The sequence below is a fragment of the Lacisediminihabitans sp. genome (assembly GCF_043726815.1).
Lineage (GTDB): Bacteria > Actinomycetota > Actinomycetes > Actinomycetales > Microbacteriaceae > Lacisediminihabitans.
In genome coordinates this window covers 98431-112422 of the sequence record NZ_JAYSJZ010000045.1, presented here as the reverse complement: position 1 = coordinate 112422, position 13992 = coordinate 98431, and the positions used below count along the sequence as shown (strand labels likewise).

The following is a 13992-nucleotide window of genomic DNA, read 5'->3' as shown; positions in this document are numbered from 1 at the left end:
GGCCGCCCCGCGCGGCCAGACCGGCATCGCGGCCGCCCTCACCAACACCACCAAGACGATCGGCGGCTCGTTCGCCTCCGCAGTCTTCGGCATCGTGCTGGCCGCCGGGGTGCTCACGGCCGTGGGATCCACGGCGTCGAGCCTCGCCGGCTACATGACGGTGTGGGTGATCTGCGGGGTGGGAGCGCTCGTCGCGGCGGTGCTGCTGTTCTTCGTGCCGAAGCTCGCCTTCGCGGACACGATCGACGATGAGACGGGTGCCGCGGCGACCGGCCTGGCCGAACCGACGGCCTCGCGACCTCCCGTCTCGTAGGTCGGTCGTTTCGCGAGGGCCGCGCGGTGAGTGAGACTGTCAGCATGGATCTGAGGGAACTCGCCGTCGAGGCCGCCAACTACCTGGAGCCGTTGCGCTCAATTCGCCGCGACATCCATCGCCGGCCGGAACTCGGGCTCGACGTGCCGCAGACCCTCGCCAGGGTGCTCGCGTCGATCAGTGACCTCGGGCTCGAGACCCACCAGTCCACGAGCATCTCCTCCGCGGTCGTGCGCATCGTCGGCGACCTGCCAGGGCCCACGGTGGTGCTTCGCGCCGACCTGGACGCGCTCGCCCTCACCGAGGATTCCGGCGAGGAGTTCTCCTCGGAGATCCCCGGCAGGATGCACGCCTGCGGCCACGACCTGCACGGCGCGATCGGGGTGGGCGCCATCCATCTGCTGGCGACCCACCGGGACCGGCTCGCCGGCGAGGTGCTGTTCCTCTTCCAGCCGGGCGAGGAGGGAGACAACGGCGCTGACCGCATGCTCGAGGAGGGCGCGCTCGACCTGGCGCACGGCGAACTCGTCGGCGCCTACGCCGTGCACGTGACCACCGCGGCGCCGAGCGGACTCGTCTCCACCCGTCCCGGCCCCCTGATGGCCGGATCGGCGACTCTCGACGTGACCCTGCGGGGGGCCGGCGGCCACGGCTCGGCCCCGCACCTGGCGCTCGACCCGAACCAGGCGCTCGCCGAGATCGTGACGGGCCTGCAGACGATGGTCACCCGCCGGTTCAACGCCTTCGATCCGGTGATCATCACCGTCGGCTGGATCCGCGGCGGCGAGGAGGGCACCAACAACGTCATCCCGAGCACCTCGTCGTTCGGCGCGACGGTGCGCACGTTCTCACTCGAGAGCCTCGCCAACGTCGAGCGGTTCAGCCGCGAACTCGTGCAGGGAATCGCCACGGCCCACGGCCTCACCGCCGACGTCGAGTTCCTGTCGGTGACGGAACCGGTGGTCAACTCCCCGGAACACGCGGCGCTCGCCGAGCGCGTGGCCGTGGAGATGTTCGGCGCCGACGGCTATCGCGAGATGCCGACCCCGATCGGCGGCGCGGAGGACTTCGCCGCCATCCTGGGGGCCGTGCCCGGGGCCTTCGTGTTCGTGGGGGCGTGCCCGCCCGAGCTCGATCCGGCCACCGCTCCGTACAACCACTCGAACCTGGCCAGGTTCGACGACAGCGTGCTGCCGGCCGCCGCCGCGTACCTGGCCGGGCTCGCGTTCGCCCGGCTCGACGAGGTCGCCGCTCGCCCCTGACCGCCGGGGCTAGTGGCCCTTCGGACGCAGCTCGCCCCTGATCACCTTGTGGGGCGCCGCCTGCGCGACCGGCTTGATGGTCACCAGGTCGAGGTTCACGTGGCCGGGCAGCTCGATCGAGTGGACGATCGCCTCGGCGATGTCCTCCGCGTGGAGCGGGTTGGGCACGTTCTCGTAGACCGAGTCGGCTCGCGCCCGGTCGCCGCCGAAACGAACCAGCGAGAACTCGTCGGTCTTGACCATCCCGGGCGCGATCTCGAGCACGCGGATCGGCTCGCCGGCGAGCTCGAGCCGAAGCACCGCGACGAGCGCGTGGGCCGCGAACTTGGAGGCGTTGTATCCCCCGCCGCCCTCGTAGGCCACATGGCCGGCGATGGAGGTGACGGTGAGGATGTCGGCGTGGCCGTCGGCGGCCGCCGCGGCCCTCAGCAGGGGAAGCAGCGCACTCGTGACGCGCTTGACGGCGACGACGTTGACGTCGAACATCCGCGCCCAGTCCTCCGCCTCGCTCGCCTCGACCGAGGCCATGCCGAAGGCGCCGCCGGCGTTGTTGACGAGGGCGTGAACCGGTCCGAGGCCGGCGAGATGGTCGCGCAGCGCGTCGACCTGGGCCTGGTCCGTCACGTCGGCGGTGAAGATGTCGCAGCCGGTCTCGGCCGCCAGTTGCTCGAGCCGGTCCGTGCGCCGGGCCACCCCCAGCACGCTCCAGCCGCGTTCCCGGAACAGCCGAACGGTCGCGGCCCCGATGCCCGAACTCGCCCCGGTCACCACTACACGTCGCTCGGCCACATCCACTCCCTCAGGTCGGTTGGTCTCAACCGTAGCGCGGCTAGGGTTGTCGGGTGACGACCGCCCCGATTGCCGCGACGCACGGGACGAACCCGACTCCGAAACGCCGCGTGCCGCTCTGGGACAACGCGCGTTTCCTCTGCGTGACCCTCGTGGTGATCGGCCACGGCGTGCAACGCCTCACCGAGGACTCCAACAACGCCCTGGCCGTCTACCTGTTCATCTACGCGTTCCACATGCCGGCCTTCGCGATGATCAGCGGCTACTTCTCCAAGGCGAGCCCGCCCACCTCGAGGCAGATGAAGAAGGTGTTCACCGACATCCTGCTGCCCTACCTGATCATGCAGACGGTCTGGAGCGTCGTGCAGTTTCTCGTCGAGGGTTCGACCAACGCCAACCCGACAACCCCGCACTGGACCCTCTGGTTCCTGCTCGCGCTCGGCATCTTCCGGCTCGTGCTGCCGTACCTCGCGATCCTGCGCTTCCCCCTGCTCTGGAGCGTGCTGCTCTCCGTCGGAGTGGGGTACATCAACAACGTGGACAGCACGTTCTCCCTCTCCCGCGCGATCGGAATCCTGCCGTTCTTCGTTCTCGGCTGGCAGGTGCGGCAGTGGAAGCTCGTGGACAAGTGGCGGGTTGTCGACCGGCAGACCTGGTGGATCCGCGGGGCGGCGATCGGCGTGTTCCTCGCGTGGGGCGCGGCCGTCGTCGTCCCGATCGCCTGGTGGAGGTCCATCGACCCGCACTGGTTCTTCTACGACGACTCGTACGACGGCCTCGGCCGGGGCGAGTGGTGGGCCGGCTTCGTGCGCCTCGGATTCATCGCGCTCGCCGCCCTGTTGAGCGCCGCGTTCTTCGTGCTCGTGCCGCGCTCCGACACCTGGATCACGGGCTTCGGGCAGGCCACGATGTACGTCTACCTGCTGCACAGCTTCATCCTCTACCCGCTGCGGGAGACGGGCGTGCTCACGGGCGACCACTCGTCGGCGGTATGGCTCGTCTCGATAATCCTGGCGAGCATCGGCATCTCCATCGCCCTCTCCAGCACGCTCAGCCAGCGCATCTTCCGGCCGATCATCGAGCCGAAGCCGCGCTGGCTGTTCATCGAGGTCGACGAGAAACGCGGCGGTGAGTCGCGCACCGACCCCACCGGGTCCCGGCGCAGTCGGTAGCGACTACTCGGCGAACCCGCGGTTGACCCGCCTCGGCAGGGCGAACACGAGGAAGAACGCGACGAGGGCGAAGAGCGCGCTCAACGCGATCGCCGAGGCGGCGCTGGTGGTGAACCCGATCGCCACGTTCTGGGCCACGGCATCCTTGATCTCGGCGGCGCTCGGACGACCGGTGAAGGTGGGCTTCTCGATCACGAGGGTGCCGAAGAAGACACTGCCGATCACCGCGATCCCGATCGCGCTGCCGAGGCGCTGCATCGTGCCGATCACTCCGCTCGCGGCGCCGGCCTCCTGCGGGTCGACCGTCGCCACGATGAACTGCGCGTTCGGCGCAATGAACAGGCCGCTGCCGACCCCGGCGACGAGGAGCGGCAGCAGCAGCGCCCAGTTGGTGAGATCGGCGGCCGGAACGGCGATCAGGATGATCCACACCGCGGCGAGACCGACGGTCAGCATGCCGACCCCGATCACCAGCACCGTGCGGCCGAGCCGCGCCGCGAGGCGATTACTCTGCGAGGCGCCGACGATGCTGCCGATCGCGAACGGGATGGAGACGAGGCCGGACTCGAGGGCCGTGTGCCCGAGGCAAAACTGCCAGAGGATCGAGATGGAGAAGAAGATGCTGGTGAAGGCCGCGAAGTAGACGAGGGCGAGGATGGTGCCTCCCGTGAACGCCGCGTGGCTGTAGAGGTGGGGCGGCACGAGCGGGCTCTTGCCCCGCCTCGTGTAGAAGATCTCCCACACCGCGAAGAGCACGATCAGCGCCACTCCGCTCGCGAGGGAGATGAAGGTCCAGGGCTTCCAGCCCACCGTCTGCCCCTCGATGAGCGGCACGAGGATGGCGACCAGGCCGCCGGCGAGAAGCACCAGGCCGATCCAGTCGACCCCGCCGAAGCTCTTGGTGCTCGCCGCTCCCCGCGGCAGCAGGAACACGGCCGCGACGAGGGCGATGATGCCGATCGGCACGTTCACGTCGAAGACGTAGCGCCAGCCCTCCTTCTCGCCGAAGGCCTGGATGAGCAGGCCACCGACGATCGGGCCGAGGGCCGAGGAGACACCGATGACCGCGCCCATGATGGCGAAGGCCTTGCCACGGGCGCGGGGCGGGAAGAGCAACTGGATGAAGGCCGTCACGGCCGGAAGGTAGATTCCGCCGGCGAGGCCCTGGATCACCCGGGCGACGACGAGTTGGGTGCTGTCCTGCGCGAGACCGCAGGCGAGGCTCGCGGCGGTGAAGAGCACGAGGCCGGTGAAGAAGATCCACTTGTGACCGAACCGGTCGCCGAGGCGTCCGGACGGGATGAGCACGAGTCCGAAGGCGAGGGCGTACCCGGAGATGATCCAGGAGAGGGTCGCCTCGTTCGCGTCCAGGCTGGTGCGGATGGTCGGCAGGGCCACGTTCACGATCGTGGCGTCCAGCAGGGACATGAACATCCCGATCAGCAGCACACTGAGGGCCTGCCAGGCTCGGCGGGGGGCGACGGCCAGGGCGGGAGCCCCGACTGCGGTGGTCTCACTCATGAGGGGCGTCCTTTCGGGACAGTTCGTCCGCGATGATGTCGGGTAGTGCTGCGAGGAGTTGTTCGTGCCAGGCGATCTCGCCACGCCAGCGGGAGAGCTGATGCCGCATCGACCAGGTTTCGGCGAGGGTGAGGTACTGCTTGATGGACTCGAGGTGGGCCTCGTTCGCCTCGGCGGTGGCGCGCAGGCGACCGAGGCGTTCTTCGATCAGCGCCGGCAGCCGGTCGAGCCGGTCCGGGTCGAGCCGCGCGAGGGCGAGATCGAGCGGGTCGGGTTTGATCACGATCTCGGTGAGCCCGTGCAACCGCAGCTGGTCGAGCGCCCGCACGCCGTCGACCGTGATGCGGTAGACCTGCCGCTCCGGGTAGTTGCCCTGCTTCTCCACCCGCTCCCCCGCGATGAGTCCCTCCGCCGCGAGGCGTTTCATGGCCCCGTAGACGGCGCTCGCCGCGAAGTCGGTCCATTCGTCGATGTGTTCCTCTTCGGCGAGCAGGAGCAGGGCGTGCCCGTGCATGGGCCCGCGCTGCGCGAGCGAGCCCAGGATGAAGAGACGGATGGATGACACGCGACTACTCTCACACGACTAGTCGCGGGGCACAATCCCGTCCGGCGAGATCATTACGCCGTGTGTCGTGCCCATTGCCGTCTCCCAGCCATGGTTCCTAGGCTGCATGCCACGAGGCGTTTGTTCGCCAGAGAATCGCGACCAGCGCCGCACACCGACCAAGGAGCACCCGACATGAGCGACAACGCCGCCGACTGGAAGTTCGAGACCAAGCAGATCCACTCGGGAGCCTCGCCGGACCCCACGACCAATGCTCGCGCCACGCCGATCTACCAGACCACCTCCTACGTGTTCAACAGCGCGGAGCATGCCCAGAACCTCTTCGCCCTCGCCGAATTCGGCAACATCTACACCCGCATCCAGAACCCCACCCAGGCCGTGGTCGAGGAGCGCGTCGCCGCGCTCGAGGGGGGCACCGCTGCCCTCCTCGTCTCCTCCGGCCAGGCCGCCGAGGTCTTCGCGGTGCTCAACATCGCCCAGTCCGGTGACCACATCGTCTCGTCTTCGTCGATCTACGGCGGAACGTACAACCTCTTCAAGTACACCCTCGCCAAGCTCGGCATCGAGACCACGTTCGTGGAGAACCAGGATGACGCCGACGAGTGGGCCCGCGCCGTCCGCCCGAACACCAAGCTCTTTTTCGCGGAGACCGTCGGCAACCCCAAGATCAACATCCTCGACATCCGGCTCGTCGCCGACGTGGCGCACGGGGCCGGCGTGCCGCTGATCGTCGACAACACGATCGCCACCCCGTACCTGATCCGTCCGTTCGAGCACGGCGCGGACATCATCGTGCACTCGGCCACCAAGTTCCTCGGCGGCCACGGCGCTGTGATCGGCGGCGTGATCGTCGACGGCGGAAAGTTCGAGTGGTCGAAGAACGTGGAGAAGTTCCCCGGCCTCACCGAGCCCGACCCCTCGTACCACGGCGCGAGCTACACGACGGTGCTCGGCGACGGCATCGCCTACATCATCAAGGCGCGCGTGCAGCTGCTGCGCGACCTCGGCTCGGCCATCGCCCCGGCGAGCGCCTGGCAGCTGATCCAGGGCATCGAGACGCTCAGCCTGCGGATCGAACGCCACGTGAAGAACGCGCAGACGGTGGCCGAGTGGCTGGAAGACCACCCGGACGTGGCCTCGGTCAACTACTCCGGCCTGCCGTCGAGCCCGTGGTACGCCAAGGCCAACGAGTACGCCCCCAAGGGCGTCGGTGCCGTGCTGTCGTTCGAGCTCAAGGGCGGCGTGGAGGCCGGCCGCGCGCTCGTCAACAGCGTGACGCTGTTCAGTCACCTCGCCAACATCGGTGACGTGCGCAGCCTCATCATCCACCCGGCGTCCACCACCCACTCGCAGCTCACCCCGGAGCAGCAGCTCACCTCGGGCGTCACCCCGGGCCTCGTGCGCCTGTCGGTCGGCCTCGAGAACATCGACGACATCATCGCCGACCTGAGCGCCGGGTTCGCCGCGGCACGGGCCGCGACGAGTTCCTCGCAGAACGCCTGACCGAAGGGCCGCGCGCCCGCCCTGCCGGGGCCCGATGTCGTAACAATGACATCGGGCCCCGCGCTATTGGGGATACTTGCCTAGACATGGATTGGCAGACACCCGAGGACACGGTCCCATCGAGCTTCGTCACCGAGGCCAACGTGAGGGCCATCATCGGCAAGCCGTCGGCCACCGGGGCGTGGCGCGAGGGCGACCCGCCCGGCGACCGCCAGTTCGTGTCGATCGGCGAGCAGAGGCTCGAGCGCGGCGGGGCGCTGCCGTTCGCCAGGATCGCCTACGAGACCTGGGGTGAGCTCAACGCCGACCGCAGCAATGCGATCCTCGTGCTGCACGCCCTCACCGGCGACAGCCACGTGCTCGGCGCCCCCGGCCACGGCCACCCCACCGCGGGATGGTGGTCAGGCATCATCGGCCCCGGCAAGTACATCGACACCGACCGCTGGCACGTCGTCGCCCCGAACATGCTCGGCGGCTGCCAGGGCAGCACCGGCCCGGCCTCCCTCGCCCCGGACGGCCGCGAGTGGGGACCTCGCTTCCCCTACCTCACCATCCGCGACCAGGTCGCGGCCCAGGTCGCCTTCTCCGACGCCATCGGCATCGACCGCTGGGCGGCGGTGATCGGCGGGTCGATGGGCGGCATGCAGTCCCTCGAGTGGGCGATCGGGCACCCCGATCGGCTCGAGCGGGTGGCGATCATCGCCGCGCCCATCCTGAGCAGCGCGGACCAGATCGCGCTCAACTCGGTGCAGATCGAGGCGATCCACATGGATCCCGGCTTCGCGGACGGCGAATACTACGAGGCGGCGGATGGCGATGGCCCGTACCGCGGCCTGGCTCTCGCCCGGCGCATGGCGCTTCTCAATTATCGTTCCCCCACGGAGCTCAACGACCGGTTCCAACGCAGCTGGCAGTCGAGCATCAGCCCGCTCGGCGCCGAGGGCAAGTTCGCGGTGGAGAGCTACCTCGACTTCCACGGCAACAAATTCACCCGCCGGTTCGACGCCAACAGCTACATCCTGCTCGTGCAGGCGATGAACTCGCACGACATCGGGCGCGACCGCGGAGGAAGCGCGGCCGCCCTGGCGGCAGTCACCGCGAAGAGCCTCGTGCTGGGCATCGACAGCGACCGGCTCTTCCCGGTCGCCGACCAGGTGGCGATCGCGAGTCGTCTCACCAACAACATCGACGGCGGCACGGCGGTCGTGATCCACTCCGAGTTCGGACACGACGGCTTCCTCATCGAGGACGACCTCGTCGGAACGGAAGTCGCGCGGCTGCTCGCCTCCTGAACGGGGTACAAGCGGGTTCCTGTCACCTTGACTATGCTCGGTGTACAGAGCGGTCTGTGGCATTACCCGATCACGCGGACCGCCGGGAGGAAGCGTTGGCTGTCACGACCAGGCGGGAAGTGCCGTCCGCCATCAGTGTCGCCATCGTCGACGACCACCGGCTGGTGGTCGACGGGATCGCCGCGCACATCGGGGCCCGTCGGCTCGGAATCACGGTCGTCATCCGAGAGGCCACCTGGTCCGGGCTGCTGTCCCACCCCGCCTTCCCCACCGATGTCACCGTGCTCGACCTCAACCTGGACGACAGCATCGCCATCGGAACCAAGGTTCGCGCGCTGAGCGCCGCCGGCACTCGAACCGTCGTGATGAGCAGGCACGCCGATGCATCGTCCATCCAGGGCGCCATCAGGGCTGGCGCCCTCGCCTTCGTGCCGAAGACCGAATCCGCCGACGAGCTCATCGCCGCGATCCGCACGGTGGCGAACGGCGAGCAGTACCGCAACTCGCACCTCACCGGTGCCCTCGCCGAGATCTCCATCTCCGACGACCCCGGCCTCGGCAAGCAGGAGCACCGGGCCCTCGCGCTCTACGCCTCCGGCCGGTCCATCCGCGAGGTCGCGAGCGAGATGGGGACCACGGAAGAGACGGTCAAGTCGTACATCAAGCGGGGCCGCAGAAAGTACCGCGACATCGGCCTGGACCTCGGCACGAAGATCCTGCTCCGCCGCCACGGGATCCGTGAAGGCTGGCTCACCCCGGAGTAGCCGGAGGCCGGCCGCGAGGGGGCCACGGTCTCCCGCGGCTCCCTCGGCGCATCCCCCCGGACGGTCTGGCTGTGAGCATGGTGTCCGACAGCTCGGCTGAGCCCCTCTTGTTCCTTACGCAAAAGTAGCGCGCTCTGCTTCCCCTGCCGAGTGGTGTCTAACCCCCACTTAAGGTGCCAGTGTGTGACCATTGCTTACGTGGAACTCATCGCCAAAGAGCGCGATCGCCTCTTGCAGCGCGCCGCTCGGGCAATCGGCCTTGGCTCGACCGCAGTAGCCCTGCTGTGCTTCAGCGTTCCCGGAATCCTTGACCTGCCCACCTACATCGCGGTGGTGCCCTTCTTCCTGCTGCTCGCGCTCTGCCAGTACCGGGTCGGCGTGAACCAGTCCGTGGTCTGGGTGCTCCTCGGCGTTGCCTCGGGGCTCGCGATCCTGATCGTGGTGCAACTGCAAATCGGCGCACCTCCTGCTGCGTCGATCGGCACGGCCATCGTTCCGCTCGCCGCCGGCTCGATCGCCTCATTCGCGATCGTGCTCGTCAGCGGCATCGGACGCCTCGGCCTGCTCGTCTTGTCGTTCGTGGCCGCGGCCACCCTCTCCGGGCTGGTCATCGGCGCCCCGGGTTTCTTCTCGCCCGAGCTCGCTGCGATCCTGCTGGGCTGGCTGCTCGCCACGGTGTTCGGCTACTGGCTCGGCGCGAGCGTGCCCCGGGCGGCCCGCCGCATCTACAGCATCGGCCGCGCGCATCGTGCGGAGCGCCAGGCGAGCGAGACCGAGGCGCAACGTCGCCAGGGCGCGCGGCTGCTGCACGACACCGTGCTCGCCACCCTCACCCTGCTCGCCCACTCGGGGGTCGGCGTCGCCGCCTCCGCCCTGCAGCAGCAGGCGGGCGAGGATGCGCGACTGCTTCGCCAGCTGCGGTTGGGTGCGAGCCCGGTTCCGCAGTCGTCTGGCGTCTACAACCTCGAACCGGTCGAGGAGAGCGCACTCGGCACCACCCTCGAGTCGGTGAAGCAACGGTTCGGCCGCATGGGCCTCGAGGTGAGCTGGCACGGCACCGGCCAGGTGCTGCTGCCGAGCGAGGTGCTCGACGCCTTTCTGCTCGCCCTCGCCGAGTGCCTCGAGAACGTGCGCAGGCACTCCGGGGTCACCGACGCCCACGTCACCATCACCGACGACGAGTTCACCGTGCGGGCGATGGTGACCGACGCCGGGGTCGGTTTCGACCTCAAAGACATCGACGAGGCGCGTCTGGGCTTTAAGGACTCGGTGGTCGGCAGGCTCAAGGACGTTGGCGGCAACGCGCGGCTCTTCTCCTCTCCCGGCGCCGGAACGACCGTCGTGCTCGAGGTGCCGAAGTGAGCGAGTACGCACGACCGGAAGAGAACACCCTCGGCATCATCCTCGGCCGGCGCAGTCGCGGCGGCGTTCCTGCCGGCTCGACGGCCGGCCGGGCCATGCGCCAGGCCAGCGCGCGCGGGGCGAGCCTGGGCACGGGATACCTCGGCATCGGGGCCACGGCACTCGCCGGGCTGCAGGGGCTCTACGGAATCGGCATGTTCATGCTGCACCTCGGGGACTACCCCAACGTGCTGCCGGTCGCCGCCGCGTGGGTCATCTACGCAATCGCCGTCATCGCGGTGGCGGTGGCCATCTCCACCCGGGGCGAACGCATGCCCAACTGGATGTTCGGCGCCTACCTGCTGTCCCTCGCCGCGGTCGTCGGCCTCGACCTGTTCGCCATCTGGCCGCTGCACGATGTCGGCACCTTCGCCACGGCATCCATCTCCGCCGGGTTCGGTCTGCTGGCGGCGCTGACCCTGCGCCGGGCCCGGGAGATCCTCGGCGCCGCGGCCCTGCTCGGGCTGTGCCTCGTGGCCGCCATCCTGCTCACCACCAAGCTCACCCCGCTGACGACTCCGGCGCAGATCATCGCGGTGGCGGTGGCCGTGATGCCCGCCCTCTTCGGGGTGTTCGTGATCCGTCGATTCCGGCGCATAGTTCAGCTCGAGCTCGACCGGGTGCTCGTGCAGAGCACGGTGTCCGCGCCCCGGTTCGCCGTGGGGATGCTCGCGTCCGAGGAGCTCGCCAGGCTCGACCTCGCGGCGGAGGAGTTGCTCGATTCGGTCTCCAACGGGCGGATCCCCCTGCCACTCGGCCCGAAGACGGCGTCGATCGCGGCGTCGCTCGCCACGGAACTGCGGCTTCACCTCATCGAGGGGCGCCGGGAGACCTGGCTGTACCACGCCATCACGGAGTCGGAGCAGCTGGGCAAGGCGGTCACGCTCGCCGACCGCGGCAGTCTGGCCGGTCTGCTCGGCCCGCAGCAGCGGGACGGGCTCCTCGCCGCGGTGTGGCTGCTCGTGAACGACCAGGGCAAGGCGAGTCCGACCGCGCAGCTCACCCTGGGCCCGGTCACCGCCCCGCGGGAGCCCGGCTCGAAGACGATCACGGTGCCGCTCGTGATCACCACCACCGGCGTCTCCCGAAATCGGGTCGACCCGGCAACCTGGGATGCGATCGGCAAAGTGGGCCGTTTCATCGATTCGACCCAGAACTCGAGCCTGCGTGTCGAGATAGAGTGCGTCGTAGCGAACCCGGCAGACCAATAACATGCACAACAAGCAGTTCACAGGATGGGATTACCAGTGCCGGACATAGACAATCGAATTCGACTCGCTCTCGTCGACGACCACAAGATGCTGCTCGGGGCGCTCACCGAGTGGATCCGCGGCGCCGCAAGCGACATCAACATGGTCGCTGCCGTGTCGACCTGGCCCGACCTCCTCACCCACACCGAGTTCCCGGTGGATGTCGTGCTTCTCGACCTCGACCTCAAGGACAACATCCCGATCTCGCTCAAGATCTCGACCCTGAAGACCACCGGGGTCAAGACGGTGCTCATGAGCACGTACTCCGAGCCGAACGTGGTGCGGGAGGCCCTCGCCGCGGGTGCCCTCGGCTACCTCGTGAAGAGCGAGGACGCCGAGATGATCGTCGAGGCGATCCGGGCCGCCTCCAAGGGCGAGTCGTACGTGTCGGCCGAGCTCGACCTCGCCCTCAACGCGAGCGACGTGGGCGGCGCACCGAAGCTCAGCGCCCAGGAACGGCGCGTGATGGCGCTCTACGGCGGCGGCGAGCCCGTGAAGGCCGTGGCCTACCAGCTCGGCATCTCCGAGGAGACCGCCAAGTCGTACCTCAAGCGCATCCGCGAGAAGTACCGCGTTGCCGGGATCGACGTCGGCACGAAGGTCGCGCTCCGCAAGCGCGCGATCCAGGACGGCATCCTCATCTCGACCGACGCACCGCAGCACTCGCTCTAGTCGCCTCCGCGGTCCCCTCCCCTCTGCCTTCGCTTCGCTTCGCTTCGCTTCCGAAATCCATGCAATCCTGGCGACACGCCAACAGTTTGTGGCAACACGCCGCGGACTGGCAAGGAATGCATGGATTTCGGAAGAGGGCGGAAGGGGCGGATGCGGGAGGCCGCCCGGCGTCAGGCGAGCGCCGGGGCCTCGCCGAGCTGCCCGCCGCCGCGCCGCCGCTGCAGGAGCAGGCTCGCGATCGCGAGGCCCAGACCGGGCACGCACAACAGCAGGCCGAACCAGCTCGGCGAGAGGTAGCCGAGACCCGCACCGATGGCGACGCCGCCCAGGAACGCGCCGAGGCTGTTCCCGAGGTTGAGGGCCGCGTGGTTGACTGCCGCCGCGAGGGTCTGGCTGTCTCCGGCGACATCCATCAGCCTCGTCTGGATGGCCGGTGACAGCGCCGCAGCTCCGAAGCCGACGAGGAACGTGAACGCGAGCAGGCCGGCCACCGTGTTGGCCGTGAGCGCGAGCCCGGTGAGCGCCACGACGAACACGCCGAAGTAGGCGAAGATCGAGCCCATCACGTTTCGGTCGGCGCTCCAGCCCCCGATCAGGTTGCCGATCGTCATCCCGACCCCCACGACGACGAGCACGAGCGGCACGAAGATCGCCCCGAGCCGGGCCACCTCCGTGACCATCGGCGAGATGTAGGTGTACACGGCGAAGAATCCGCCGAAACCGACGGCTCCGATGAGCAGCGCGAGCCACACCTGCAGCCGTGCGAACGCCTTCAGCTCGCGGCGCATGGTCGCCCCGGCATCCCCCGGCTGGAACGGCACCAGGAAGGCGATCGCCACGAAGGTGAGCGCGAAGATGAGAGCCACGGCGAGGTAGGCGATCCGCCAGCTGGTGACCTGTCCGAGGTAGGTGATGGATGGCACGCCGACGATGTTGGCGATGGTGAGGCCCGAGAGCACTATCGCGACTCCCTTGCCGCGCTTGCCGGGCCCCATGAGGGACGCGGCGACGAGAGCCGCGACGCCGAAGTACGCGCCGTGCGGAAGCCCGGCGAGGAAGCGCGCCGCGAGCACGAGCCCGAAGCTCGGAAGCACGGCCGAGGCGATCGTCCCCACCGTGAAGGCGGCCACGAGCACGAGCAGCAGCTTCTTGCGCGGGAAGCGCGCGGCCATCGCGGCGATGGTGGGCGCGCCCACCACCACCCCGAGGGCGTAGGCGGAGACGAGCCAGCCGGCCTGCGCGTTCGCCGCCTCGCGGGAGTGCGCGTAGAGGCCGGGGAGCAGGTCGTGGGCGAGATTGGGCAGCAGGCCCATCGCCACGAACTCCGTCGAACCGATGGCGAAGCCGCCGAGGGCGAGGGCGAGCAGCGCGAGGCGCACACGGGCCGGGGAGAGTGCTGGCATGGGGCGAACCGTTCTGAACTCGAGGAAGGTGGCTGGGCGGCTCTTCATCGAGCGACGGGGAGGTGCCTATTCGCGACGGTACCGT

12 protein-coding genes and 1 pseudogene are annotated in these 13992 nt (G+C 69.0%); 9 read left to right on the top strand and 4 right to left on the bottom strand.

Going from position 1 to position 13992, the window contains the following annotated elements:
• Nucleotides 1-313 (top strand): annotated as a pseudogene (locus ACHZD8_RS05210) (MFS transporter); the annotation flags it as partial.
• Nucleotides 314-357: 44 nt separating this feature from the next.
• Nucleotides 358-1575 (top strand): M20 family metallopeptidase, encoded by a 1218-nt coding sequence (locus ACHZD8_RS05205; protein ID WP_394769095.1) that lies wholly within the window; start codon nt 358-360, stop codon nt 1573-1575.
• 9 nt (nt 1576-1584) lie between these two features.
• Here the strand turns inward: ACHZD8_RS05205 and ACHZD8_RS05200 are convergent, their stop codons facing one another.
• On the bottom strand, nt 1585-2364 hold the full coding sequence (locus ACHZD8_RS05200; RefSeq protein ID WP_394769094.1) for an SDR family NAD(P)-dependent oxidoreductase: 780 nt from the start codon (nt 2362-2364) through the stop codon (nt 1585-1587).
• 53 nt (nt 2365-2417) lie between these two features.
• Here ACHZD8_RS05200 and ACHZD8_RS05195 point away from each other — a divergent pair, with 53 nt between their 5' ends.
• A complete protein-coding gene (locus ACHZD8_RS05195) occupies nt 2418-3536 on the top strand; it encodes an acyltransferase family protein (RefSeq protein WP_394769093.1) in 1119 nt (372 codons plus the stop codon).
• A gap of 3 nt (nt 3537-3539) precedes the next feature.
• Here the strand turns inward: ACHZD8_RS05195 and ACHZD8_RS05190 are convergent, their stop codons facing one another.
• Entirely contained in the window at nt 3540-5057 is a 1518-nt protein-coding gene (locus ACHZD8_RS05190) for an MFS transporter (protein ID WP_394769092.1), read from the bottom strand.
• The gene (locus ACHZD8_RS05185) at nt 5050-5622 is read right to left on the bottom strand and encodes a PadR family transcriptional regulator (RefSeq protein WP_394769091.1); all 573 of its coding nucleotides are present in this window, start codon (nt 5620-5622) and stop codon (nt 5050-5052) included. Before ACHZD8_RS05185 ends, ACHZD8_RS05190 begins: the two co-directional genes overlap by 8 nt.
• Nucleotides 5623-5796: 174 nt before the next feature.
• Here ACHZD8_RS05185 and ACHZD8_RS05180 point away from each other — a divergent pair, with 174 nt between their 5' ends.
• From ACHZD8_RS05180 to ACHZD8_RS05155, 6 genes are all read left to right on the top strand, one after another.
• Complete coding sequence (locus tag ACHZD8_RS05180) at nt 5797-7125, top strand: bifunctional o-acetylhomoserine/o-acetylserine sulfhydrylase (protein ID WP_394769090.1); 1329 nt, start codon at nt 5797-5799, stop codon at nt 7123-7125.
• Between the two features lie 86 nt (nt 7126-7211).
• On the top strand, nt 7212-8417 hold the full coding sequence (locus ACHZD8_RS05175) for a homoserine O-acetyltransferase (RefSeq protein ID WP_394769089.1): 1206 nt from the start codon (nt 7212-7214) through the stop codon (nt 8415-8417).
• Between the two features lie 95 nt (nt 8418-8512).
• A complete protein-coding gene (locus ACHZD8_RS05170; RefSeq protein ID WP_394769088.1) occupies nt 8513-9181 on the top strand; it encodes a response regulator in 669 nt (222 codons plus the stop codon).
• A gap of 198 nt (nt 9182-9379) precedes the next feature.
• Nucleotides 9380-10543 (top strand): ATP-binding protein, encoded by a 1164-nt coding sequence (locus ACHZD8_RS05165; RefSeq protein ID WP_394769100.1) that lies wholly within the window; start codon nt 9380-9382, stop codon nt 10541-10543.
• Entirely contained in the window at nt 10540-11793 is a 1254-nt protein-coding gene (locus ACHZD8_RS05160; RefSeq protein ID WP_394769087.1) for a hypothetical protein, read from the top strand. The genes ACHZD8_RS05165 and ACHZD8_RS05160 overlap by 4 nt, the downstream gene beginning before the upstream one ends.
• A 36-nt stretch (nt 11794-11829) precedes the next feature.
• Complete coding sequence (locus ACHZD8_RS05155; protein ID WP_394769086.1) at nt 11830-12504, top strand: response regulator; 675 nt, start codon at nt 11830-11832, stop codon at nt 12502-12504.
• 170 nt (nt 12505-12674) lie between these two features.
• Here ACHZD8_RS05155 and ACHZD8_RS05150 read toward each other — a convergent pair whose 3' ends face one another.
• A complete protein-coding gene (locus ACHZD8_RS05150) occupies nt 12675-13907 on the bottom strand; it encodes an MFS transporter (protein WP_394769085.1) in 1233 nt (410 codons plus the stop codon).
• Nucleotides 13908-13992 lie beyond the last annotated feature (85 nt).

What these genes read in the sequence shown, in the direction of transcription:
- ACHZD8_RS05190 (WP_394769092.1), bottom strand. Translation starts at nt 5,057, where the DNA reads ATGAGTGAGACCACCGCAGTCGGGGCTCCCGCCCTGGCCGTCGCCCCC.
- ACHZD8_RS05150 (WP_394769085.1), bottom strand. Translation starts at nt 13,907, where the DNA reads ATGCCAGCACTCTCCCCGGCCCGTGTGCGCCTCGCGCTGCTCGCCCTC.
- ACHZD8_RS05205 (WP_394769095.1), top strand. Translation starts at nt 358, where the DNA reads ATGGATCTGAGGGAACTCGCCGTCGAGGCCGCCAACTACCTGGAGCCG.
- ACHZD8_RS05175 (WP_394769089.1), top strand. Translation starts at nt 7,212, where the DNA reads ATGGATTGGCAGACACCCGAGGACACGGTCCCATCGAGCTTCGTCACC.
- ACHZD8_RS05180 (WP_394769090.1), top strand. Translation starts at nt 5,797, where the DNA reads ATGAGCGACAACGCCGCCGACTGGAAGTTCGAGACCAAGCAGATCCAC.